Origin of the sequence: Rhodoblastus acidophilus, assembly GCF_025961575.1 — a bacterium.
GTDB lineage: Bacteria > Pseudomonadota > Alphaproteobacteria > Rhizobiales > Beijerinckiaceae > Rhodoblastus > Rhodoblastus acidophilus_C.
The window spans coordinates 60,276-83,461 of sequence record NZ_JAOQNX010000022.1; the positions used below are offsets into that span (position 1 = coordinate 60,276).

A 23,186-nucleotide genomic window follows, 5' to 3' on the forward strand; every position below is an offset into this window, starting at 1 on the left:
CTCAGCCGAGCCAGTTGGCGGCGATGATGCTGGAGAGCACCGACATGACCATCAGCGCCACGAGCACGACCTTCATGCCGGCCGGCAGCGGCGCCGCCGCCTTGACGGCCTCCGAGGGTTCGCCGGGAACCACCGCGCCGATCCATTTCAGGAACCAGGCGAAGCAGCCGACGGATTCGAGCAGCGCCACGCCCATCAGCACATAGACCAGCGGATGGGTTTGCGAGGTCGCGAAGCCGCCGCCAAAGATGGCGAACTTGGAGAAGAAGCCGCTGAACGGCGGCACGCCCGAGATCGCCAGCGCGGCGACGACGAAGGCCACGCCGAGCATCGGCGACTTCGACAGGATGCCGCGCAGCGACGGCAGCAGCCGGGTTCCCGTGGTATAGGCGAGCGAGCCCGCCACCAGGAAGAACAGGGTTTTTGCGAAGGCGTGGTTGAAGATATGCGCCACCGCGCCCTTGAAGGCCAGTTCGGAGCCGAACACCGACAGCGACAGGCCGAGGAAGATGTAGGCGAGTTGCGTGATGGTCGAATAGGCCAGCAGGCGCTTCATGTCGGCCTGCGGCAAATACATGATGAAGCCATAGATCAGGGTGACGATGGCCATGGTCGCGCCAACCCAGCCGACCACTTCCGGCGCGCCGCCGCAGGACATCAGCGCGCGGGCGAAGATGTACACGCCAACCTTCACCATCGAGGCCGCATGGAGGTAGGCGGACACCGGGGTGGGCGCCTCCATGGCGTCGGGCAGCCACATGTGCATGGGGAGCTGCGCCGACTTGCCCCAGGCCGCGAACAGGATGGAGAGCAGCACGGCGGTCTTGGCGCCGGGCGACAATTGCGCGATCGCGGTCAGGGCGAAGGTGCCGGTTTCCGCAAACAGCAGGGCGGCGGCGACATAAAGGCCGAGCGAGGCGATATGCGTCACGATCAGCGCCTTGGCCGCCGAGCGCAGCGCCTTGGGCGATTCATAATAGCCGATCAGCGCCCAGGAGCAGGCCCCGGTGATCTCGAAGAACACCAGCTGTCCCACCACGGTCGAGGAGAACACCAGCCCGCTCATCGCGCCGATGAAGGCGAGCAGGAAGGCGTAATAGCGCTTGCGTCCGCTGTCGGGATGCTCGCGGTTGCCGTCGTTGAGGTAGGAGGCGGAATAGACCGCGACCAGCAGGCCGATGCCGACCACGGCGACGGCGACCAGCACGCTGACGCTGTCGAGGGTCAGACCGAGGATTTGCGTCGGCCCGTAGGAGAGAAGGTCGAAGACCAGGCTGGGGCGTCCCGCTTGCGCGAAGCGGAACACGAGATCGAGCAGGACGACGAGGGTCGCCGCGGAGAAGATTTGACAGAGCCATTTGCCGGCCGCGTGCGGCGACAAAGCGATGATCGCGGCGCCGAGGAACGGCAGCAGCACCGTTGTCAGGGCGAGTGACGAGAGGGGGTCTGGAGCGAGGTTGAACATGCTATAACCTTTCGGCTCACACGCCGACGAGATAAAAGACGAAGGCGAGCGACGCGACGCCGACGCCGGCCCAGCTGTGACGCGGGGTGAAGCGGAAGCGCACGCGCGCCACGGCGTTGGAGAGCACGCCGACGATCGCGAAGATCACGAGGGCCTTGAGGGCGAAGGCGAGCGCGCCGTTGAACACGCCGTCGATCGACAGGTCGGCGCTGGCGCCGAAGGGCAGGAACAGACCGACGAACCAGCCGACCACAAGCGTCTGCTTGAGGGCGAGCGCCCATTTCAGCAGCGCCAGCGACGGGCCGGAATATTCGGTGAGCGGGCCTTCCTGCAGCTCCTGCTCGGCCTCGGCCATGTCATAGGGCAGTTTGCCCAGTTCGACATAGACGCCGAAGGCGAAGGCGAGGCCCGCCAGCACCGCCGCGCCGGCGGACTGCATGTGTCCGTTGGCTATTGCCGTGGCGATCGCGCCCTCGTCGGTCGAGCCCGCCAGCAGCGCCGCGACGAACAGCGACAGCAGCATGGTCGGCTCGACCAGCACGCCCACCGTCAGCTCGCGGCTCGCGCCGATGCCGGCGAACGAGCTGCCGCTGTCAATGCCCGACAGCGACAGGAAGAAGCGGGCGAGCGCGTAGAGGTAGATGCTCAGGACGAGATCGCCCATGACATGGATCGGCGGGGCCAGGGTGAAGATCGGCGTGCCCGTGGCGATGACCAGCAGCACGGCCATCACCAGCATCGGCATGGCCTTGAACACCCAGCCGCTGTCCGGCGGCCAGACCTCCTGGCGCTGCATCAGTTTGACGATGTCGCGATAGTCCTGCAGCAGGCCGGGGCCTTGCCGGTTGTGCATTTTGGCGCGCATGACCCGGGCGAAGCCTGAGACCAGCGGCGCCGCCGCAAGCAGCGCCGTCGCCTGGAACCCGGCGAGGGCGAGGTGGGGGAGATCGGGGAGCAAGACGGCCTCCTAGCGAATGACGAGGGCGAGCAGGACGACGAGCGCCGCGATGATGTAGAGGCAGTAGATTCGGAAATCGCCGCCCTGGATCACCTGCAGTTTCTCGCCAAGCTTTTGCGTTCCGGCCACGACGGGGTCGATCACTTCGACGTCCCAGCGCGGCTCGGCGCGGCGGGCGGCGGCCGTGAGGTCGTCAAACCCATGCTCCACGCCGTTCCAACGCGCGGCCAACTGGTCGCGCACGCTGTAGAGCGGGCGGAAGAACATGCGGATCGGCTGGGCGAAACTTCCCGCCGTGATCGGCATATGGCTGTCGGGCAGATAGCCCGCCGCCCAGGGCGCGGCGCCGCGGCGCGAAGCCGGACGGCCGTGTCCCGAGAGGATCGCCTTGATCAGCACCGGCAGCACGCCCATGGCGAGCAGCATCACCGCGATCACCGGGGTGGAGAGCAGCGCCTGGCCGGCGTCGCCGGGGACCGTCACGGCGCCCTGCGCCAGGACCACGTCCGGCAGGCCGGCGGTGGCGGAGGCGACATGGCCGATGACCGGCGCGACCCAGGGCGACGCCAGGCCGAGCGCCACGCAGGCCAGGGCCAGCAGCGCCATGCCGACGCGCATCGGCGACGGGACTTCCTTCACATCATGATGGTGGTGGCGCGCAGGCCCGGAGAAGATCACGCCATAGGCCTTGACGAAGCACATCACCGCGAGCGCGCCGGTGAGGGCGAGCGCCACCGCCGCGACGGGCGCGGCGACCCGCACCGCCCATTCGCCGTCACGCGCGGCGCGGAACAGCGACTGGTAGGTGAACCACTCGGAGACGAAGCCGTTGAGCGGCGGGATGGCGGAAATCGCCAGGGCGCCGATCAGGAAGGACACAGCCGTCCAGGGCATTTGGCGAGACAGGCCGCCCATATGGTCCATGCTCTTGGTATGCAGGCGGAAGATCACGGAACCCGCGCACAAGAACAGCAGGCCCTTGAAGACGGCGTGGTTCACCAGGTGATAGAACCCAGCCATAAAACCGAGCGCGGCAAGCACCGGCTGGTTCATCGACAAGCCAACCATGCCGACGCCGACGCCAAGCAGGATGATGCCGATGTTTTCGACGCTGTGATAGGCGAGCAGTTTTTTGATGTCATGCTCGGCCAAAGCGTAGATCACGCCCAGCACCGACGACACCGCGCCGACCGCCAGCACCAGCAGGCCCCACCAAAGCGGGCCGCCGGAGGCGCCGAGCAGGTCGACGGCCACCTTGACGATGCCGAACACGCCGATCTTGATCATCACGCCGGACATCAGCGCGGACGCATGCGAAGGCGCCGCCGGATGGGCGCGCGGCAGCCAGACATGCAGCGGGATCACGCCGGCCTTGGCGCCGAAGCCGAGCAGGCCCAGCACGAAGGCGATGGAGGCGACAGGCTCGGGGATATGGGCCGAACGGAACGCCGCGAAGTCGAACGAGCCGGTCGCATTGGCCATCAGGAAGAAGGCCGCCATGATCAGCACCGAACCCGCATGGGCGACGACGAAGTAGAGAAAGCCCGCCGAGACCGCCTCACGCTCCTGATCAAAAATCACCAGGAAGTAGGACGCCAGCGATATCATCTCGAAGAAGATGAGGAACCAGAAGGCGTTATCCGAGGTGACGACCAGCAGCATCGAGGCGATGAAGACATTCATGAAGAAGCCCATCGCCGCGACGCCGCGCCCCGCATATTCGCGCACATAGGCGAGCCCGTAGATCGAGCCGACCAGCGCGAGCGCGGAGATCACCGCGACCAGCAGCCCGGCCAGCGGATCAAGGCGCAACACGAAATGCGCGAAGGGGAACGGCCCCGTCGCGGAAAAACTCGTCGCAGGCCCGGCGAGCGCGAACAAGCCGGCGACTAGGCCGGACAGGCCGCCCAAAGCTCCGGAGAGGCCGGCGATGCGGATCGCGCGCGCATCATTGCGCCCGCACAGCAGACTCGCAAAACCGCCGGCTGCGAACAGCGCCAGCGACAGCGCCAAAAGCGCCAGGGGATTATGGATGGACAGAGGGATCATGGTCAGTCCCGCCCTTTGAATGCGGCCAGGGCCGCGTCGATCGACATGCCCGAGCCTTGCTTGGCGTTCTGGCGGCTCTTGACGGCGGCGGCCCGGCGCAGCTCGTCATATTCGACAAGCATTAGGCCGGAGGTCGGACAGGCGCCGACGCAGGCGGGCCCCTCGGGACGGAAAGCGCAGAGGTCGCATTTGACCGCGACGGCTTTCACGCCGACTTCCCAGGCGAGCAGCGGATCGAGCGCCTTGGAATAGGTCGGCGTGACCGTGCGAATGCCGGCGACGCCCGCCGTGCTGGTGCCGCTCGGCGTGATCGCGCCGAACGGACAGGCGAGCGCGCACATCTTGCAGCCGATGCAGGTTTTTTCATCGATCACGACGCGCTGGCTCTTGGCGTCGTGGGTGATGGCCTTGACCGGACAAACGCGGGCGCAATAGGCGTCCTCGCAATGGCGACACAGGACAGGCGAAGAAATGTCGTCGGTCTTGGTGATGGTGAGGCGGGGATGCGCTTGCAGGCCCGCGGCTTTGTGCGCAGTTGAACATGCAGCCGCACATGTTCCGCATCCGATACACCGACTAGATTGCGAGATGACGAAGCGATTCATCTCCTGCTCCTGGCTATTCATGACAGGTAATAAAAGCGAAATCTTTAATGATAAGGCTTGCTTATCGCCTGATTTCATTTTTTTACCGAGCTAGACGCCACCTTATACTGAGTGACGTCGCCAGAGAAATCGCATTTGGATAGAAATATCAATTGATCGAGATCAATGCTGTATAATTTAAGATCAGAGGATATGCATACGGTGAGTATGCGAGCATTAATAAAGCAAAACGGGTGATATGGAGTTTTTATTACTCCATTTCGTTTCGCCAATCGCTCGATTTAAACGGCTTATGAGGCGATCGGAAAAGGAAGGCAGGACATGAACCGCTTTATCGACGTGAAGCCGAGCCAATGCATCGGGTGTCGCACCTGCGAAATCGCCTGCGCCCTGGCGCATGCGGAGCCCGGCGCGACGCTCGACGCCGCCAACAGCCCTCTCGACGGCGGCGACGACGTGCTCGCCTGCCTCGGGCAGGCCCCGCGCCTCAAGGTGATCAAGGGCGACAATGTCTGCATGCCCGTCACCTGCCACCATTGCGACGACGCGCCCTGCGCCGCCGCCTGCCCGGTCGGCTGCATCTCGCACGTCCAGGACACCGTCCAGGTCGACCAGAGCAAGTGCATCGGCTGCAAGAGCTGCATGATCGCCTGCCCCTATGGCATGATGGACGTGATCGCCGCGCCGCTGACGCGGGAGTTCGCCGGATTGCGCCTGTCTCTGGGCGCCAAGGCGCAGGCGCACAAATGCGACCTGTGCGTCGATCGCGCGCAAGGTCCCGCCTGCGTCTCGGCCTGCCCCACCCATGCGCTGTGGGTCGCCAACGAAACCGACATCCGCGCCCTCATGCAGGAGCGCCGCGAGGAGGCGATGCGCGCCGCCGTCGCGGCGGAGGGCTCTCAAAAGGACACGGCCGCGTGACCTCTTGGCCCGCAGACGACCGGCGCGCGCAAGCGCCGCCTCGGCGCCGGGCGCCCGACGCGGGCCTGCTCCGGCGCCTGCCGCCGGTCGATGAACTGCTCCGGTCGGCCCTCCTCGCCGCGCTCGAGCCTGATGTCGGGCGCGCGATTCTTCTCGAATCGACGCGCGCGGAAATCAGCGCGGCGCGCGAAGCCATCGCGCAGGCGCGCCTGGGCGGCGACGAATTCGAAGCCTATCTGCGCATTCTGCCGGCCAGGATCGCCGCGCGCGCGCGCAAAAACCTGGAGCCGTCGTTGCGACGCGTGATCAACGCCACCGGCGTGATCATCCACACCAATCTCGGCCGCGCGCCCCTTTCCAAACAGGCGGTGGCGCGCATGGCCGAATGCGCCTCGGGCTACAGCAATCTGGAGTTCGACCTGGACCAGGGCGCGCGCGGGCGCCGCGACGACCATGCGCAAAACCTGCTCGAAAAGCTCTTTGCCCGCGAGGGGGTGGCCGACGCAAAGACCGTTGTGGTCAACAACAACGCCGCCGCCGTGTTCCTCGCGCTTTCAGCCCTGGCGCGCGGCGGTGAAGCCATCGTCTCGCGCGGCGAACTCGTCGAGATCGGCGGCTCCTTCCGCATTCCCGACATTATGGCGGAATCCGGCGCGATCCTGCGCGAGGTCGGGACCACAAACCGGACGCGGATCGAGGATTACGAACAGGCGATCAACGACAACACGCGCCTGCTTTTGCGCGTGCACCGCTCCAATTTCGAGATCACCGGATTTGTCGAACAGCCGACGCTCGCCGAACTGGCGGCGCTCGGCCATCGGCGCGGCATTCCGGTGATGGAGGATCTGGGCTCGGGCGCGCTCACCGATCTGCGCGCCTTCGGCGTCGCCGGCGAACCCGGCCTTTGCGATTCGCTGCGCGCCGGCGTGTCGCTGGTCACGTGCAGCGGCGACAAGCTGTTGGGCGGCCCGCAGGCCGGCCTGATCGCAGGACGCGCCGATTTGGTGGCGCGGACGCGCAAACATCCGCTGTTTCGCGCGCTGCGTGTCGACAAAACCTGTTTCGCCGCGCTGGAGGCCACGTTCGACGCCTATCTGCGCGAGCGATTCGAAGACATTCCGCTGCTGCGGATCTTTGCGCGCAAGGCCGAGGAGATCGAGCGGCGCTGCGTCGCGCTGGCGGCGGCGATTCCCTCCGCCGCCCGCGACATTGTCGCGACCCGCGCCATGATCGGCGGCGGCGCCGCGCCGGGCAAATCCTTGCCGAGCTTCGCCCTGGTTCTCGAAGCCGAGGGCGGCGACGCCGAGGCGCTGGCGCTGGACTTGCGCCAGTCGCGCGTCCCCGTCGTGTCGCGCATCGAGGACGGCCGGGTCTGGCTCGACCTGCGCACCGTGGACGAGGCCGACGATCCGCAGCTGGCCGCGACGCTCGCGACGTTGAAACATCTTCGCATGAGAGGCCCACACGATGTATCTCGATCCTGAAAAGACCAGCGTCCGCCTGACCGAGACGACCAAGGCCGGGGGCTGCGCGGCCAAACTCAGCCCCGCCATTCTCGACAATGTGCTGTCGAAACTGAAGCAGCCGGCGAATCCCAATGTGCTCGTCGGTTTCGACAAGGCCGACGACGCCGGCGTCTACAAAATCTCCGACGAGCTCGCGGTGGTGCAGACCGTCGATTTCTTTACGCCCATGGTCGACGATCCCTACACGTTCGGCCAGGTCGCGGCCACCAATGCGCTCAGCGACGTCTACGCCATGGGCGGTCGGGTCATCTCGGCTTTGGCTCTGGTGTGTTTTCCTGAAAAGGAGGATGTCGCCATTCTCGAACGCATCATGGCCGGCGGCCTGAGCAAGATGATCGAAGCGGGCTGCGCCGTGGTCGGCGGCCACAGCATCAAGGACGCCGAAATCAAGTTCGGCTATGCCGTCACCGGCCTGATCGATCCGCGCCGGGTGCTGAAAAATTCGTCCGCGCGCGTCGGCGACGCCCTTGTTTTCACCAAGGCGCTGGGAACGGGCGTGATCTCCACCGCGGTGAAGCGCAAGATCGCGGACTCCGTCTGGGTCGAGGCGGCGGAACGCTCGATGACCACGCTCAACAAGAGAGCGAGCGAAATCTGCCTGACGCGCGACGTCCACGCCATGACCGACGTGACGGGGTTCGGCATGATCGGCCACGCCCGCGAAATGGCGCTCGGCAGCGACGTCGGACTGAAGATTTTCGCGTCGGCCACGCCGCTTCTGGCGGGCGCCCGCGCGTGCGTCGAAGCCGAATGCATTCCCGGCGGCTTGCGCAACAATCGCGCCTTTGCCGAGAGCTGCGTTTCCGTCGCGCCCGACGTGCCCGAACAGGTGCTGTCACTGCTTTACGATCCGCAGACGGCGGGCGGCCTGCTGGTTTCGGTCGGCGCCGCCGACGCCGATGCGCTGGTCGCCGACCTGCGCGCGGAAGGAATCGCCGCCGCGCGAATCGGCGAGGTCACGCCGCGCACCCATCCCATTCTCACCATCGCAGCTTAGGGGACACAGCCATGACCATCGACCGTCGCGATTTTTTGCGCGGAGCCGCGCTCGCTTCCACCGCTTTGTTCGCGGGCGCGTCCGCCCGCGCCGATGCGCCGCCCATGTCCGCGGATTGGCGCGTGTTCCAAGTGACGACCCGCATCGAGCCGGATGCGGCCGGCGCCGCGGCCCGCGCCTGGATTCCGCTGCCGAGCGTTTACGCCGACGGCTGGATCAGGCCTCTGGGCGACAGCTGGCGCATCTCGGGCGGCAAGGCCGCGCGCGAAAACATCGGCCCCTATGGCGCCGCGCTGGTGGCGGCTGAATTTTCCCCGGGCGCGGAAAAGCCTGTCATCGAAGTGGTCAGCCGCGTGGCGACGCGCGACCGCGCCGTCGATCTGTCCGCGCCTGGCGCGCCGCGCAAGCTGGACAAGACGGCGCAAAAACTGTTCACGGCGCCGACCCGATTCCTTCCGACCGACGGGATCGTGCGCGACACCGCGCAAAAAATCGTCGGCGATGCGCCGACGGATGTGGAGAAGGCGCGGCGCATCTATGAATGGGTGGTGCTCAACACCCATCGCGATCCCAAGACGCGCGGCTGCGGCCAGGGCGACATTGCGCAAATGCTGAAAACCGGCGAACTCGGCGGCAAATGCGCCGACATCAACGGCCTGTTCGTCGGACTTTTGCGCGCGACCGGCGTTCCGGCGCGCGATCTCTATGGCCTGCGCGTGGCGGCGTCGCGGCGAGGCTCGAAAAGTCTCGGCGCCGCCTCCGCCACGGTGACTAAAGCCCAGCATTGCCGCGCCGAAGTATTCCTCTCCGGCTTCGGCTGGGTTCCCATGGACCCGGCCGACGTGCGCAAGTTCGTGCTGGAGGAAGTGGCGGGCGGAATGCCGCTGGAGTCCGACGCGGCGGCGCGGACGTCAAAATTCCTGTTCGGCGCGTGGGAAACCAACTGGATCGCCTGGAACCGGGCGCATGACGTCAAGCTGCCCGGCGCGAAGGACGAACTCGCCTTTCTGATGTATCCGCAGGTCGAGACCGCGCAGGGGCGGCGCGATTGCCTGGATCCCGAGGCCTGCCGCTATTCCATTTCGGCGCGCGAAATTGTCACCTGATGCGCCCGCGCCGGGGGCGGGCTCCACCGCCCCCGGCTTCACTGAATGATGCGCTCGTCGCCGGCGCGTTTGGTCACGCCCTCGCGGTCGAGATATTCGAGCAGCGGAATCGCATATTTGCGCGACAGGCCAAAGGTCTCCTTGAATCGCGCGACATCCATGCGCGGCGAAGCCGCCTTCATCGCCCGAACATTGTCCTTCATCGCCTTCAGCGCATCGCGATGGACGAGAAAATCCGGCTGGATGCTGATCAGGACTTTTTCGCGCAACAACAGCGTCACCAGATTTTCGGCGCGTTTGCGGTCGATCGTCAGGCTGGCGAGAACTTCGCCAAGCGCGGGCGCGCGCACGCCGGCGCGCGCAAAAGCGTCCTTGATCTGCTGGCGCGATTGCGTCTCCTCCTCGCGCAGGTGCTGGCCCGGCAGACACAACAGGTCGCCAGCGGCCTCGAGTTTTTTCGCTGCGAGAAGCGAGCCCAGCGCCGCTGCGAAAATCTCGCGGTCCAGTCCGCTGCGCGACAGCATTTCCTGGCGATTGGCGCCGCCCGACAGCGGATTCGCCGCCCCAAAAATCCGTATGGCGGCAAAAATGTCGCGAACGGCGCGCTCGAAAGCGCTGGTCTCCACGAGAAGCTCGCCGATGCGCGAGAGCACTTTCGCCCGGCTGAGTTTTTCCGCCGCGGCGTGAAGCCGGTCCTTGTCCCACCCGGTTTCGACCCTGGCGTCGGCGCGCGACAAGCCGTGACGCCCACGGCGCCCGACCAGCGCGCCGAGACAACGCAGGTCGTCGCCTGACGAAAATTCTTCCAGCAGGCGCAGGCGCTCGGCGGGCTTGGCGCGCCGCATCGGCGACACATCCGCCACCGTCCCGCCGCCAATGGTCACGACCGGCGAAAACCGCCTGATGATGAAACGGTCGCCTGGCGCGGCGACAACAGGGCTTTCCAGATAGAGTCGCGCCCAAACGCTTTCGCCGGCGCGCAAGGTCGCGACATTGCCGAGGAAGCGCAGCCGCGCAACGGTTTCGCGGGTGAACAGACTGACATGGACCCGCGCGCCGGTTTTGACGTCCGGGGCGTCAGCGGCGAGTGTGACGCGCACATCGAGGCGGGCGCCGGGCCGCATGAGGCCGGGTTCGGCGAGCATCATGCCGCGCGCGAGTTCGTCGGGCGCGATAGACGCGAGATTGATGGCGGTGCGCTGGCCCGCGACCGCGCGCGCGCAAGCTTCGCCATGGGCCTGCACGCCGCGGACGCGCAGTTTCCGGCCATCCGAAAGCTCCACCTCCTGCTCCGGCTGAACCGTTCCCGCAATCAGCGTGCCCGTGACCACAGTCCCGAACCCTTTGATTGTGAAAACCCGGTCGATGGGCAGGCGAAAGGGCGCGCGCGCGTCCTTGGGATCGCAATCGCCGGCAAGGCGCGCGAGTTCCGCGCGTAAAAACTCGAGGCCCTCGCCGGTGCGCGCGCTGACCGCGATCATCGGCGCGCCCTCAAGAAAAGACTCTTGCACCAGTTCCGCCACTTCCATGCGGACGACGTCGAGCGTGACGTCATCAACGAGGTCGCATTTGGTCAGTGCGATCAACCCGCGCTTCACGCCGAGCAGCCGACAAATCTCAAAATGCTCGCGGGTCTGCGGTTTGATCGACTCCTGCGCCGAAATCACGAACAGCACGACATCGACGCCGCACACGCCGGCGAGCATGGTGTGGACAAAACGCTCGTGTCCGGGCACGTCGACGAAACCGAGGCGCAGCGGCCCCCCTGCCCCCTCCAGCGCGAGATGGGCAAAACCCAGCTCGATCGTGATGCCCCGGCGCTTTTCCTCGGCGAGACGGTCGGTGTCGATCCCGGTCAGCGCGCGCACCAGCGCGGTCTTGCCATGGTCGATATGTCCGGCCGTTCCGACGATGATCGATTTCATCGCTCAAAACCCGCCGACCTGCGCATCCATCGCCACAAAAATGTCGAGCCGCGACAGCGCGTCGGCTTCATCGAGACGCGACAGCAAGAACCCGCCGTGGGCGACGCCCCAGCAGCCGACCAGACCGCGCAAAGCGTCGGGACTTTCCGCGAGCAGAGCCGCCGAGACGATTTGCTCGCCGCCGCGATCGCGCGCAATCCTGGCGTCGGCGACCAGACGAACGGTGCGGGCACCCTCGTCGACCACGTCCACGATTTTCATCGGCAGGGCGATGCACATGTCAGGCCTCGATCTCGATTTCGACAAGTTTCAGTTCGTCGCCGCCCACCGGCAGAAGTCGTTCACCGCCGCACTGCGGACAGGGGGCGAAGCGGTCGTCCACTTGCGTCTCGACCTTGCAGTCGAGACAGGTCACGCGGCCGGGCGGACGGTCGACATCGACTTGAGCGCCGTCCAGCCAGCCGCCGCGCGTGGTGACGCCGAAGGCATAGACCAGGGCGTCGGGATCGACGCAGCCGAACCGCCCGATCTCCAGTTTCAGACGCCGAAGCCGGGAAAAGCCGCGACGGCGTTTTTCCTCGTCGAGCATGTCGAGCAGGGCTTCGCAAAGAGTGAGTTCGTGCACGGCTTCATCCTCAGAACGTCAAGACCTTGGTCGAGGACGCGGTCCATTCCGCCAGTTGCGTCATGACGCCGCGCTGCACCTCGGGAATCAGCGACGACGCCGTGAGGCCGCGCGCGTCCAGACAGGTTCCGCAAGCGAGAATCGGCGCATCGGTCGCCGCTATGGCTTGCAGCAGGTCCTGCGGACAAAACTCGGGCTGAGCGGGCATGAGCCCGGCCTGCGCGCACAGCACGCCGTCGCCGAGAAGGAAGACGCGGATCGGCGCGGTCGGCGCCAGCGCCGCCGCGAGCCGCAGGCCGTTCCAGGCGCGCTGTCCGCCATAGGGCGTGTCGGCGATGATGAACAGGGTTGTCATGTGGTGATCCTCACGGAGGGGGGACGCCCGGACGATGCGCCCGGGCGCCGGGGGTCATTTGACCGGGCTGCTCAGTTTGTGTTTCAGCTTGGCATATTCCTCATGCAAGTAGCGCTCGGCGCGCAACTGGTCGGGAATCGCCTCGACCTTGACCGCGCAATACTTGTACTCGGGCGTTTTCGAGATGGGATCGACATGTTCGAGCGTCAGCTCGTTGCACGCCCCGATCCACCATTGATAGGTCATGTAGACATGACCCGGATTGGCGCGATCGGTGATTTGCGCGCGCGTCAAGACCCGTCCGCGACGCGACGAGATCCACAGCAGGGCCTCGTTCGCTATGCCATATTTCGCCGCGTCGACGCTGTTGATCTGGATGTATCCAGGTTCGTCGGCGAGGGTTTTGAGCGTGGGGCAATTGCCCGTCATGGTCCGGCACGAATAATGGCCGACCTCGCGCACTGTGGAGAGCACGAGCGGATAATCCGCGTCGGTCCGCTCCAGCGGCGGGCGCCATTCGGCGGCGAAGAGCAGGCCCTTGCCGCTGGGCGTGTCGAACTTGTTGCCTTTGTAGAGATAGGGCGTGCCGGGATGATCGGGCTCGGGGCACGGCCATTGGACGCCGCCCTGTTGCTCCATCTTCTCGTAGGTCGCGCCGAGATAGAGCGGGCTTAGCTCCCGCATCTCGTCCCAGATCTCCTTGGTGTTGTTGTACTGCATCGGATAGCCCATAGCGGTCGCCATCAGGCTGAAGATTTCCCAGTCCGGCTTGACGTCGCCCTTGGGCTCCACCGCCTTGCGCATGCGCTGGAAACCGCGGTCGCAAGAGGAGTAGACGCCGTCGTGCTCACCCCAGGCCGTCGCCGGCAGGATGACATCCGCGAACAAGGCGGTCTTGTTCATGAAAATGTCCTGCACGATGACGAGTTCGAGGTTTTGCAGCGCCTCGCGCACGCCGCCGAGATCCGGATCGGTCTGCGCCGGGTCTTCGCCGAAGATGTAGAACGCCTTCAGCTTGCCCTCGTGCACCAGATGCGGGATCGCCGTGAGCATGTAGCCCACCTTGTCCGGCAGCGAGGGCACATTCCAGGCTTTCGCGAATTTCTCGCGCACCTTGGGGTCCGTCACCGGCTGGTAGCCGGGGAAGATGTTGGGCAGCACGCCGACGTCGCAGGTGCCCTGGACGTTGTTCTGGCCGCGCACCGGTCCGATGCCGACATTCGGGCGACCGAAATTGCCCGTCAGCAAGGCGAGGCCTGAAAGCCCCTTGACCACGTCCACCGCCTGGCCGAACTGCGTCACGCCCATCCCGTAAAGGATGAAGGCGTCGGGCGCGGCCGCATACATGCGCATCGCCTTGCGAACCAATTCCGGCTCGACCCCATGAGTCTTGTAGGTCTTTTCCGGCGAATAGGTCTTGACGATGTCCCAATAGGCGTCAAACCCTTCGGTATATCGGGCGACATAGTCCTTGTCGTAGAGGTCTTCCTCGATCAGCACATGGGCGAAGGCATTGACCAGCGCCATGTTGGAGCCGTTGGTGATCGGCAGCCAGAGATCGGAAATGCGCGCGGCTTCGGTGCGGCGCGGGTCGACGGTGATGATTTTCGCGCCCTTTTCCTTCGCCCGCACGATGCGGCGCGCGACGATCGGATGCGAATCTGCGGCGTTGTATCCGAACACGAAGACGAGCTTGGTGTCTTCAATTTCGGGAACTGAGTTGGACATTGCCCCATTGCCAAGCGTTGCGGCCAGACCGGCCACTGAAGGGGCGTGTCATATTCGGGCGCAGTGATCGATGTTGTTGGTGCCGATCACAGCGCGGACGAGCTTTTGCATCACATAATTGGCCTCGTTGCCGGGGCCGCGGGCGGAGCCGGTCGCCATAATGGCGTCGGGGCCGTATTTTTCCTTGATCGCCATCAGGCGGCTGGACGCGAATTTTATGGCCTCGTCCCAGGACGCTTCACGGAAATCGTCCTGCCGCGAATTGCGGATCAACGGTTTTTTCAGACGCGGCGACAGCGCCTTGGTGTCGTTCAAATATTCCCAGCCATACATGCCCTTGAGGCAGAGCTGGCTTTCGTTGGTGCGTCCTGGAGCGCCTTCGGCGCGGACGATCTTGCCGTTTTCGGTGACGAGATTGATATGACATCCCGCGCCGCAATAGGGGCAAACCGTCAGTGTGGATTTTTCCATGGTTCGTCCTCGCATAGGCCGGCGGGACGCCCGGCGCTTGCCGGACGGCCTGGAGCCGGCCGAAGCAAATTACCACTGTCCCGCCCCACAACAAAGACATATTGCGATAAAAATTACCTATTGCCCCATATAATACTTGTATTACTCGCTCATTGATTGAGTTATATCAAATATTGATCGCGCATGTCTTGCGAATGCTGCGTCGATTGGCTAGACAGGAGGCGGAAGCGGGGGGCATCCGGTGATGCTCGCGGTCTTCAAAACCGTCGAGGGGCGGGTCTTCCCCGTCTCTGGTGTGTTCGACTCACACACGCTTCCGCCATTTCTCTGGAAACCGCGCGCGCGTATTTGAGAGGCGTTTCGCTCGATCCATGCTCTGATCATCTTTTTGTTCATCACCTCGGCATAAGACGCCTGCGGCTCGGGCGCCCGCCCCAGCTGTTCAACAGCGCGGAACATCCTGATATGTTTGCCAGTGAGAAGACATTTGTGGACGCCCTTGCCAATTCGCTCCCGGATGGAGCGATCCTCGCGCTCTCCGCGCTGAGTTTTGGCGTCATTGGCGGCTTGATTGCGGTCCTGGCCAATCGCCTCTGGTTTCGGCGCTGGTCGGAGCGCGCCGACTATGACAACAAGCTCGGCGACTCCGCGCACACCAGCATGCTCGGTTTTACCGCATTCGTTCTCGCATTGTTGATTTCGAATGGCCTGTCGACCCTTTCGCAGACCGAAAAGGCGGTGCGGGCGGAGGCGAGCTCCATCTACCGTCTCGGTCGGGAACTGGACGCAATCGGTCCTTCCGCCGATGCGGCGAAGCAGGCGCTTGTCTCCTACGCGCAGAATGTCGCCGGCGACGAGTGGCGTCGACTGGCGACGCTGCCCGTGTCCCTGTCGCCGCTTGCGCAAAAAAATCTGGACGATCTCTGGACCGCCCTTCGCGCGCTCCCCGACAAGAACGGGGAAGCCGCGCCGTTGCGACCCGATGTGCGCGCCGAATTGTCAAAACTGACGTCGCAGATCGAGACGTTCAGATCGGCGCGGCTTTCGGCCGCCACCGTGAACATCCCGGATGACTTCTGGATTCTTCTCGTTCTCTTTGTCATCGCCGCCTCCGTTCTCAGCGGGCGCGACACGGCGCGACACTTCGGCATCCAGATCAATATGATGCACATGTCCGCGATCGGATTGGCGGTGGGCATGGTGGTCATTCTCGACAATCCGTTTCGAGGAGAAACCCGAATCGGCCCGGAAATCATCGGACAGGTTTGGACCCCTTGAGTCAGCAGACCACGCGCCTCTCGCCGGCATAAATGGTGAAGCGGGTCTCGCGGGCGAAGGCGAGCAAGCCGACGCCGGTTTTGGTCGCCAGCTCCACCGCCAGCGAGGTCGGGGCGGACACGGCCGCGATCAGCCCGATGCCCGCCATCGCCGCCTTGTGCACCATTTCGTAGGAACAGCGGCTGGAGATGACGACAAAGCCGCTTGCTGGCGAAACGCCGGCGCCGCCGAGCGCGCCAATCAGCTTGTCCAGCGCATTGTGCCGGCCGACATCCTCCCGGCAGAACAGAATATTTCCGTCCTCATCGGCGAAGGCCGCCGCATGGACCGCGCCGACGACCCGGTTGAGCGCCTGATGGTCGGACAAGGCGGCGACGGCGGCGCGCACCGCGGCGGCGGAAAATTTGGGCTCGCCCTCGATCTTCGCTACCGGCCGAAAAACGTCGGAAAAACTGTCGGCGCCGCAGAGGCCGCAGCCGCTGCGTCCGGCGAGCGCCCGCTGGCGCTGGGCGAGGCGCGCCGCCCAGGCGAAGGGAATTTCGGCATGGATTTCGACGCCCCGCGCGACCGGACGGATCTCGATGCTCTGCACATCCTCAAAACCGCCGACCACATCTTCGGTCAGGGAAAAGCCGCGGACATAATCTTCGAGATCGCTGGGTGATGCCAGCATCACGGCGAAGGCGCGGTTGTTGTAGAAAAAGGCGACGGGAACCTCGACCGCCACATCCTCCTGGCGCCGTCCCACCCGTTCCGGCTCGACGCGAAAGGCGATGAGGGAACGCGACGGCTCCGGCTGACGTTCCGTTGCTGCGCAATTCTGAACCATGGACGCCACCCGGACGTGAATGTGTCGCCACAATAATCAAAACAGCCGCAATCACAATATAATTCTATTATTTCAAAAACAAATGACCCGATTTGCAAATGCAAACAGCTCTGATCCAGATCAATTCAGGCTTTACACTCGCTTGCGCGACCAAGAACGGAATGCTAATCAAAGTATAGATCAGATTGGAATCTGATATCGTGCAATTCAAAAAGCCAATGATCGATCCGTCGCATCCGCCGGGATCGTTGGCGCGAGGTGCGCTGAAATTGCCTGCACAGCCAATCGCAACGCGCTGACCCCGACCTGACGGGGAAATGAACAGCGGCCTAGTCGCTCTCATGCGCCCCACCCGCATCATCGCTCCTGCGCGCAGGCAGCGCGAAAAACTTTCGCGATCCGAGGCTTCCCATGCAAAAGCACATTTCCGTTTGCCCCTATTGCGGCTCCGGCTGCAAACTCGCCCTGCACGTCGAGAACAACAGGATCGTCGGCGCCGAGCCGCTCGACGGCGTCACCAACCAGGGCGAGCTCTGCCTCAAGGGGTGGTATGGCTGGGATTTCGTCAACGACACCAAAATCCTGACGCCGCGCCTGAAAACCCCGCTGATCCGACGGTCGCGCGACCAGGCGTTCGAGGCCTGCTCCTGGGACGAGGCCATCGCCTTCGCCAGCAGCCGTCTCGCCGCGATCAAGGCCGAACACGGTCCGGACGCTATCATGCTGACGGGGTCGTCGCGCGGCACCGGCAATGAATCCAATTATGTCGCGCAAAAATTCGCCCGCGCGGTGATCGGCACCAACAATATTGATTGCTGCGCCCGCGTCTGCCATGGCCCCTCCGTCGCCGGCCTGATGGTCACGCTGGGCAATGGCGCCATGTCCAATTCGATCTGCGAGATCGAGGACACAGATTGCATTTTGTGCTTCGGCTACAATGCCGCCGACAGCCATCCGATCGTGGCGCGCCGGATCATCAAGGCCAAGGAGAAGGGCGCGCAAATCATCGTCGCCGATCCCCGCTACATCGAAACCGCGCGCATCGCCAACCAATGGCTGGCGATCAAGAACGGCTGCAACATGGCGCTGGTCAACGCCTTCGCCAATGTGCTGATCACCGAGGAGCTCTACGACAAGGATTATGTCGCCAAATACACGGAAGGTTTTGAGGACTACAAAAAGATCGTCGCAAAATACACGCCGGAATATGTCGAGGACATCACCGGATTGCAGGCGGAGGAGATCCGCAAGGCGATGCGGACCTACGCCGCGGCGAAGACCGCCACGATCCTTTGGGGCATGGGCGTCACCCAATGGGGCCAGGCCGTCGATGTGGTCAAGGGCTTGTCAGGGCTCGCCTTGCTGACCGGCAATTTGGGAAAACCCAATGTCGGCGTCGGCCCGGTGCGCGGCCAGAACAATGTCCAGGGCGCCTGCGACATGGGCGCGTTACCAAACGTGTTTCCGGGCTACGACTATGTCGTTGACCCCGTCGCGCGCGAAAAATTCGCCAAGGCCTGGGGCGTCGAAAGCCTGCCGGACAAAGTCGGCCTGTCGATCACCGACGTGCCCCACGCCGCCGAGCACGGCAAACTCAAGGCCATGTATATTTTCGGCGAGGACCCGGCGCAGACCGAGCCCGATCTCGCCATGGTGCGCAAAGGCCTCGAAGCCCTCGAACTCGTCATCGTGCAGGACATTTTCATGACCAAGACGGCGATGTTCGCCGATGTCATCCTGCCCGCCACGTCCTGGGGCGAGCATGACGGGGTGTTCTCCTCTGCAGACCGCGGTTTCCAGCGGTTTTACAAGGCGGTCGACGCCAGGGGCGACGTCAAGCACGATTGGGAAATCTACGGCCAGATGGCCAAGGCGATGGGCTATGGCGGCATCGACTATCATTCGACCGAGGAAATCTGGAACGAATTGATTTCGCTGTGTCCGCTCTACAAGGGCGCGACCTACGAAAAGCTCGCGGGCCTGGGCTATGTGCAATGGCCCTGCCCCGACGAGAGTCATCCCGGCACGCCCTGGCTCTATGAGGGCAACGAATTCCAGACCAAGTCGAAGAAGGGCCTGCTGTTCGCCTCGGAATGGCGACCGCCGCTCGACAAGCTCGACGACGAATTCCCGCTCGCTCTGTGCACGGTGCGCGAGGTCGGCCATTATTCCTGCCGCTCGATGACCGGCAATTGCGCCGCGCTGACCGATCTCGCCGACGAACCCGGCTTCGTCACCATCAACCCCGAGGACGCCGCGCGCATAAAAGTGAAGGACAAGGAATTGGTTTGGGTGCAGTCGCGGCGTGGAAAGGTGATCGCCCGCGCGCTGGTGACAGAGCGCACCAACAGGGGCGCGGTCTACATGACCTACCAGTGGTGGATCGGCGCCTGCAACGAGCTGACCATCCACCATGTCGACCCGATTTCAAAAACGCCGGAATACAAATATTCCGCCGTCCGCGTGCAGCGGATCGACGACCAGGTCTGGGCCGAAACCCATGTCGCGCGCGAATATGGCGGGCTGAAGGCCCGCCTCGCCGCCGCCGCGGCAGGACGCCTCGCGACGGTTTCCAGCGCCGCCTGACATCAGACGGCCGCCGCTCTGGCGGCGGCCGTCGCTCCCCGCGCGCGGTGATCGAAGCTGTCCACCGCGGCTATGCCGAGGAATACGCCCCCCTCAATCGCGGCCTCTCTCGCTGTCGTAGATGACCCCGACCGCCACGAAAACGCGCGCGCCAGTGTGGCGCGCTTCCTCAACGCCGCCCATGACGACGAGATCGTCTTCACCTCCGGCTCGACCACGAAATAAACCTCGTGGCCTCGTCCTGGGCGGCGCCCCGGCTGGGCGCGCGCGACGAGATCGCACCGTCGATCATGGAGCACCACGCCAATATCGCGCCCTGGCGTTTCCTGCGCGAGCGCGCCGGAGCGAAACTGCGCGGGGTGGAATGCGACGCGCGCGGCCCTGGAGTCCAGGCCATGGGTGCGATTTCTTCGCCATGACCGGGCACAAGCTCGGCGGTCCCCGGGGGCTTGCAACGGCCAATCCTGCCGGACAGGAGACCCATCACAAAATCACGCCGCACCGCCGCGATAGCGGCTTCGTTCAATCCCGATTCCAACAGACCCTAGTTCAAGGCTCTTCGGCCCTTGCCGGCGGAAACCGAACGTTTGCCAATGGCGTCGAGAATGATCGAGTCTTTCCTGAAAGCCGCATTAGCCGGACTGGCGGGATGAGAGAAGGAAGCCGACTTTGGCGCGCGCACAGAATTGCCAGGTCAGATCCAGCACGCCGTCGACTTCGAACTCGCCGATCAGCCGCTGCAGATCGGTGAAGCGCTGCGTGTTCGGGGTCATGCAGGCGCATGTCACGCGCAAATAGCGTTCGGCGATGGCTAAAATCGGATCCTTGGCCTCGTCCTCGTCGACCAGATCCTCGACGCGGGTCAGGCCGCCGCAGCCTTCCTGGCAGACCACGACCGCGCCGCAGGATTCGACCAGCTCCATCACCTTGTTGCAGCCGAGGCTCGCGCCAAGCCCGGTCCAGAGGACGCGCGGCCGATCGTCGCCGCAAGCGGCGGTCTTTTCGCCGATGGCGCGGTCGAGCTCGTCGCGAAAACGCGTGAGCGCGGCGATATGGGCGTCGACATCGACGAAATTTTCCAGCTTGGTCATGATGTTCACGAAGTCGACGCCCATGATCGGCGTCGGCAGGGCGTTGCGGCGATAGTGCAGGTCGCGCCGCAAACGCCGCACCTGGTTCCATTTGCGGATGGCGTCGCGCAGGGCGTCTTCGGTGATTGTGACCTTGAGCTGCTGTTCGATGAAGCGCCGGCTTTTTTCCACTTCCGCCACCCAGTGCGGCAGCGCGTCCGGGTCTTCGGATTTTTGCGGCAGGTCCATCACCAGCAGCGGTTTTTCGCGCGCCAAAAGCTCATACATCTTCTTGCGGCCGTCGCAGGTGGCTTCGGCGATGATGCAATCGGCCAGCGGAAAGATCGGGCAGGCGCCGCTGACGGCGCGGCCATAGGTCGACTTCACCTTGGGGCAGAGATCGACCGGCAGGGTTTCCTCGGCCTTGGCGATGCCCTCCTGCGTTGTGCCGCACAGGCTGACGGGAATGGCCCCCGCCGCCAGCGCCAGCTCCACCGGCGAATAGGAGCACAGGGTTCCGACCACCCGCCGCCCGTCCTCCTTGGCCGCGACCAAAGCGGTGGCGAGGTCGCTGCGGATTTCGTAGATCGAATCCTTGACGTGAAACGGGATGGTCATGCGAGCTCCTTGGCGGCTTCCTGGGCCACTTCCTGGGCGATGAGGGCCGCGCCAAGCGCGCCGACGATTTGCGGATCGGTTTTGAAACTGACGAGATCGACCCCCAGCGTTTCGGCCAGGGCTTTCCGCAAGCCCGCGTTTTTGGCGGCGCCGCCGACGAACGCCACCTGAGCCTTGACGCCGACGCCGCGCGCGAGATTGGCGACGCGGCGGGCCAGCGCCAAAAGCACGCCGGCGGCGACATCCTCCTTTTCAAAACCCTGCGACAGCAGCGAGATCACTTCGGATTCGGCGAAGACGGCGCACATGCTGTTAATCGTGCATGGTTTTGTCGCCCGCCCGCCCATGTCCGCGAGGCCGTCGACTTCGGCCTCGAGCACGCGCGCGACGCCTTCCATAAAACGGCCGGTTCCGGCGGCGCAGCGGTCGTTCATGGCGAAATCGAGCATGGCGCCGTCTTCGTCGATGCGGATCGCCTTGCTGTCCTGGCCGCCAATGTCGATCACCGTGCGCACGTTGGGATTGAGAAAATGCGCGCCGCGTCCGTGGCAGCTCAATTCGGTCACGGTGCGGTCGACGCCGGTCAGCGACACGCGCCCGTAGCCGGTGGCGACGATCGCCTTGGCTCTTTGCGCGCCGGCCTCGGCCAGTATGCGCGCGATCAGCGTTTCGGCGGTGGTTTTGGGCGCCGCCCCCGTGTCGACGACGCGATGGGCGATGACGCCCGCCTCACCCATCAGCACCGCCTTGCAGGCGCGCGAGCCGACATCAATGCCCAGAAACATGTTTTGCTCCTGAAACAGGTTTTGTTCCTGCGCGCATTTGCGCGACGATTTGGGGAACGACGGCGATGACATGGTCGATCTCCGTTTCCGTGGTGGCGCGCGACAGCGAGAAGCGCACCACACCGCGCGCAAATTTTTGGGGCACGCCCAGCGCCCGCAGCACGTGCGAGGGCTCCAGCGTCCCGGAGGAACAGGCTGAGCCGGACGAGGCGGCGATTCCGGCCTGGTCGAGGCACGGCAACAACAGCTCGCTCGCCACACCGGCAAAGGCGATGGCGGAGGTGTTCGGCAGGCGCGGCGCGCCGGCCCCGATCACGAGACTGTCGGGAACAGCGAGAAGCGCGCGTTCAAGGCGATCGCGCAGCCGCTCCATCCGCGCGCCATCCTCAGTGAAATGCGCGGCCGCCAGCTCCGCCGCCTTGCCGAGCCCGACAATGCCCGGGGTGTTCTCGGTGCCGGCGCGCCGACCGTTTTCCTGGCGCCCGCCGCGCAACAGCGGACGAAAGCGCGCGCCGCGGCGCAGATAAAGCGCGCCGATTCCCTTGGGCGCGAAAAACTTGTGGCCGGACAGCGACAGCATGTCGATGGCGCTGTCCTTCAGCGAGATCGGGATTTTTCCGACCGCCTGCACCGCATCGGTGTGGAACAGAATTCCGCGCTCCCGCGCCATTTCCGCCATGCGCGCGACCGGCAGCAGATGGCCGGTCTCATTGTTGGCCCACATCGCCGAGACCAGCGCGACGCGCGGGGTCAGCAGGTTTTGGAACGCGTCGAGATCGAGGCCGCCTTGCGGGTCGACCGGCAGGATCTGAACGTCATACCCGTCCTTGCGCAATTGTTCGCAGGGCGCGCGCACCGCGGGATGTTCGAGTGCGGTGATGATGATCCTGTCGCGATCCGGTTGCGCCTTCACTGCGGACGAAATGGCCGTCGCGTCGGCTTCGGTTCCGCCGGAGGTGAAAATGATTTCGTCGTCATGTTCGGCGCCGATCAGCGCCTGCACTTTTTGGCGCGCGGCCTTGATCGCCTGGAGCACGTCGCGGCCGAAGCGATGGCCCGAGGAGGCGTTGCCGAATTGCGTCAGGAGGAACGGCAGCATGGCCTCGACCACCTCCGGCGCCGCCGGCGTGGTCGCGTTGGCGTCGAGATAGACGCATTCGGACATCTCCCAAGGCGACGCGTGCGACGTCATCGTTCTCTCCAAAACGCGCCACAAGCGGCGCGCGGTATCGCCTCACGACTTAGTATAGCCCCACAGAACAAATCCAAATATTTTTCCAAAATAACAT

General features: G+C 64.6%; 19 protein-coding genes, 1 tRNA gene and 1 pseudogene. 8 read left to right on the forward strand and 13 right to left on the reverse strand.

Annotated features, from left to right (window positions below; genetic code table 11):
• Position 1: 1 nt before the first annotated feature.
• Genes M2320_RS15845 through M2320_RS15860 form a run of 4 tightly spaced genes read right to left on the reverse strand, consistent with a single transcriptional unit; the run spans position 2 to position 5,077 of the window.
• Positions 2 to 1,465, reverse strand: coding sequence for a hydrogenase 4 subunit D (locus tag M2320_RS15845; protein ID WP_264598100.1), 1,464 nt, complete (start codon positions 1,463 to 1,465; stop codon positions 2 to 4).
• A gap of 16 nt (positions 1,466 to 1,481) precedes the next feature.
• The gene (locus M2320_RS15850; RefSeq protein ID WP_264598101.1) at positions 1,482 to 2,423 is read right to left on the reverse strand and encodes a respiratory chain complex I subunit 1 family protein; all 942 of its coding nucleotides are present in this window, start codon (positions 2,421 to 2,423) and stop codon (positions 1,482 to 1,484) included.
• A gap of 9 nt (positions 2,424 to 2,432) precedes the next feature.
• A complete protein-coding gene (hyfB, locus tag M2320_RS15855) occupies positions 2,433 to 4,472 on the reverse strand; it encodes a hydrogenase 4 subunit B (RefSeq protein WP_264598102.1) in 2,040 nt (679 codons plus the stop codon).
• A gap of 2 nt (positions 4,473 to 4,474) precedes the next feature.
• On the reverse strand, positions 4,475 to 5,077 hold the full coding sequence (locus M2320_RS15860) for a 4Fe-4S dicluster domain-containing protein (protein ID WP_264598103.1): 603 nt from the start codon (positions 5,075 to 5,077) through the stop codon (positions 4,475 to 4,477).
• Positions 5,078 to 5,398: 321 nt separating this feature from the next.
• On the opposite strand from M2320_RS15860, the gene M2320_RS15865 reads away from it, so the two are divergent.
• From M2320_RS15865 to M2320_RS15880, 4 genes are read left to right on the forward strand one after another with little or no spacing between them, the layout of a single operon-like run.
• Entirely contained in the window at positions 5,399 to 5,998 is a 600-nt protein-coding gene (locus M2320_RS15865; RefSeq protein ID WP_264598104.1) for a 4Fe-4S dicluster domain-containing protein, read from the forward strand.
• Complete coding sequence (selA, locus tag M2320_RS15870; RefSeq protein WP_264598105.1) at positions 5,995 to 7,482, forward strand: L-seryl-tRNA(Sec) selenium transferase; 1,488 nt, start codon at positions 5,995 to 5,997, stop codon at positions 7,480 to 7,482. The genes M2320_RS15865 and selA overlap by 4 nt, the downstream gene beginning before the upstream one ends.
• Positions 7,466 to 8,521 (forward strand): selenide, water dikinase SelD, encoded by a 1,056-nt coding sequence (selD, locus tag M2320_RS15875; RefSeq protein ID WP_264598106.1) that lies wholly within the window; start codon positions 7,466 to 7,468, stop codon positions 8,519 to 8,521. Before selA ends, selD begins: the two co-directional genes overlap by 17 nt.
• Positions 8,522 to 8,532: 11 nt before the next feature.
• Positions 8,533 to 9,627: a transglutaminase-like domain-containing protein gene (locus tag M2320_RS15880; RefSeq protein WP_319801442.1), complete on the forward strand. Its 1,095-nt coding sequence runs from the start codon at positions 8,533 to 8,535 to the stop codon at positions 9,625 to 9,627.
• Between the two features lie 38 nt (positions 9,628 to 9,665).
• Here M2320_RS15880 and selB read toward each other — a convergent pair whose 3' ends face one another.
• The 5 genes from selB to fdhF (M2320_RS15905) are packed head-to-tail and all read right to left on the reverse strand — an operon-like array spanning position 9,666 to position 14,731.
• Entirely contained in the window at positions 9,666 to 11,552 is a 1,887-nt protein-coding gene (gene selB, locus M2320_RS15885; RefSeq protein ID WP_264598107.1) for a selenocysteine-specific translation elongation factor, read from the reverse strand.
• Positions 11,553 to 11,555: 3 nt separating this feature from the next.
• Entirely contained in the window at positions 11,556 to 11,831 is a 276-nt protein-coding gene (locus M2320_RS15890) for a HypC/HybG/HupF family hydrogenase formation chaperone (protein WP_264598108.1), read from the reverse strand.
• A gap of 1 nt (position 11,832) precedes the next feature.
• Positions 11,833 to 12,177, reverse strand: coding sequence for a hydrogenase maturation nickel metallochaperone HypA (locus tag M2320_RS15895; protein ID WP_264598109.1), 345 nt, complete (start codon positions 12,175 to 12,177; stop codon positions 11,833 to 11,835).
• Positions 12,178 to 12,187: 10 nt separating this feature from the next.
• Positions 12,188 to 12,532 (reverse strand): DsrE/DsrF/TusD sulfur relay family protein, encoded by a 345-nt coding sequence (locus tag M2320_RS15900; RefSeq protein WP_264598110.1) that lies wholly within the window; start codon positions 12,530 to 12,532, stop codon positions 12,188 to 12,190.
• Between the two features lie 54 nt (positions 12,533 to 12,586).
• A complete protein-coding gene (gene fdhF, locus M2320_RS15905; protein ID WP_264598111.1) occupies positions 12,587 to 14,731 on the reverse strand; it encodes a formate dehydrogenase subunit alpha in 2,145 nt (714 codons plus the stop codon).
• A 223-nt stretch (positions 14,732 to 14,954) separates the two neighbouring features.
• Here fdhF (M2320_RS15905) and M2320_RS15910 point away from each other — a divergent pair.
• Together M2320_RS15910 and M2320_RS15915 are read left to right on the forward strand one after the other, a co-directional pair.
• Positions 14,955 to 15,053, forward strand: a tRNA-Sec gene (locus M2320_RS15910).
• Positions 15,054 to 15,220: 167 nt separating this feature from the next.
• Positions 15,221 to 16,009 carry a DUF4239 domain-containing protein gene (locus M2320_RS15915; RefSeq protein WP_264598112.1) on the forward strand — a complete coding sequence of 263 codons (789 nt, stop codon included), beginning with the start codon at positions 15,221 to 15,223 and terminating at the stop codon, positions 16,007 to 16,009.
• 1 nt (position 16,010) lies between these two features.
• On the opposite strand, the gene fdhD is transcribed toward M2320_RS15915, so the two are convergent.
• A complete protein-coding gene (gene fdhD / locus M2320_RS15920; RefSeq protein WP_264598113.1) occupies positions 16,011 to 16,838 on the reverse strand; it encodes a formate dehydrogenase accessory sulfurtransferase FdhD in 828 nt (275 codons plus the stop codon).
• A gap of 411 nt (positions 16,839 to 17,249) precedes the next feature.
• Between fdhD and fdhF (M2320_RS15925) the strand changes: the two genes are divergently transcribed.
• Positions 17,250 to 19,424, forward strand: coding sequence for a formate dehydrogenase subunit alpha (fdhF, locus tag M2320_RS15925; RefSeq protein WP_264598114.1), 2,175 nt, complete (start codon positions 17,250 to 17,252; stop codon positions 19,422 to 19,424).
• A 72-nt stretch (positions 19,425 to 19,496) separates the two neighbouring features.
• A pseudogene (locus M2320_RS15930) lies at positions 19,497 to 19,843 on the forward strand (aminotransferase class V-fold PLP-dependent enzyme).
• A 213-nt stretch (positions 19,844 to 20,056) separates the two neighbouring features.
• Here the strand turns inward: M2320_RS15930 and M2320_RS15935 are convergent.
• Genes M2320_RS15935 through nifS form a run of 3 tightly spaced genes read right to left on the reverse strand, consistent with a single transcriptional unit; the run spans position 20,057 to position 23,089 of the window.
• Complete coding sequence (locus tag M2320_RS15935) at positions 20,057 to 21,112, reverse strand: double-cubane-cluster-containing anaerobic reductase (protein ID WP_264598115.1); 1,056 nt, start codon at positions 21,110 to 21,112, stop codon at positions 20,057 to 20,059.
• Complete coding sequence (locus M2320_RS15940; protein WP_264598116.1) at positions 21,109 to 21,897, reverse strand: acyl-CoA dehydratase activase; 789 nt, start codon at positions 21,895 to 21,897, stop codon at positions 21,109 to 21,111. Before M2320_RS15940 ends, M2320_RS15935 begins: the two co-directional genes overlap by 4 nt.
• Positions 21,881 to 23,089 carry a cysteine desulfurase NifS gene (gene nifS / locus M2320_RS15945; RefSeq protein ID WP_264598117.1) on the reverse strand — a complete coding sequence of 403 codons (1,209 nt, stop codon included), beginning with the start codon at positions 23,087 to 23,089 and terminating at the stop codon, positions 21,881 to 21,883. The genes M2320_RS15940 and nifS overlap by 17 nt, the downstream gene beginning before the upstream one ends.
• Positions 23,090 to 23,186: the final 97 nt, after the last annotated feature.

Bases quoted from the DNA above. Each gene is read 5' to 3' on its own strand.
- M2320_RS15845 (WP_264598100.1), bottom strand. From the start codon at position 1,465: ATGTTCAACCTCGCTCCAGACCCCCTCTCGTCACTCGCCCTGACAACG.
- hyfB (WP_264598102.1), bottom strand. From the start codon at position 4,472: ATGATCCCTCTGTCCATCCATAATCCCCTGGCGCTTTTGGCGCTGTCG.
- M2320_RS15860 (WP_264598103.1), bottom strand. From the start codon at position 5,077: ATGAATCGCTTCGTCATCTCGCAATCTAGTCGGTGTATCGGATGCGGA.
- M2320_RS15865 (WP_264598104.1), top strand. From the start codon at position 5,399: ATGAACCGCTTTATCGACGTGAAGCCGAGCCAATGCATCGGGTGTCGC.
- selD (WP_264598106.1), top strand. From the start codon at position 7,466: ATGTATCTCGATCCTGAAAAGACCAGCGTCCGCCTGACCGAGACGACC.
- M2320_RS15880 (WP_319801442.1), top strand. From the start codon at position 8,533: ATGACCATCGACCGTCGCGATTTTTTGCGCGGAGCCGCGCTCGCTTCC.
- selB (WP_264598107.1), bottom strand. From the start codon at position 11,552: ATGAAATCGATCATCGTCGGAACGGCCGGACATATCGACCATGGCAAG.
- M2320_RS15890 (WP_264598108.1), bottom strand. From the start codon at position 11,831: ATGTGCATCGCCCTGCCGATGAAAATCGTGGACGTGGTCGACGAGGGT.
- M2320_RS15900 (WP_264598110.1), bottom strand. From the start codon at position 12,532: ATGACAACCCTGTTCATCATCGCCGACACGCCCTATGGCGGACAGCGC.
- fdhD (WP_264598113.1), bottom strand. From the start codon at position 16,838: ATGGTTCAGAATTGCGCAGCAACGGAACGTCAGCCGGAGCCGTCGCGT.
- fdhF (WP_264598114.1), top strand. From the start codon at position 17,250: ATGCAAAAGCACATTTCCGTTTGCCCCTATTGCGGCTCCGGCTGCAAA.
- M2320_RS15935 (WP_264598115.1), bottom strand. From the start codon at position 21,112: ATGACCATCCCGTTTCACGTCAAGGATTCGATCTACGAAATCCGCAGC.
- M2320_RS15940 (WP_264598116.1), bottom strand. From the start codon at position 21,897: ATGTTTCTGGGCATTGATGTCGGCTCGCGCGCCTGCAAGGCGGTGCTG.
- nifS (WP_264598117.1), bottom strand. From the start codon at position 23,089: ATGACGTCGCACGCGTCGCCTTGGGAGATGTCCGAATGCGTCTATCTC.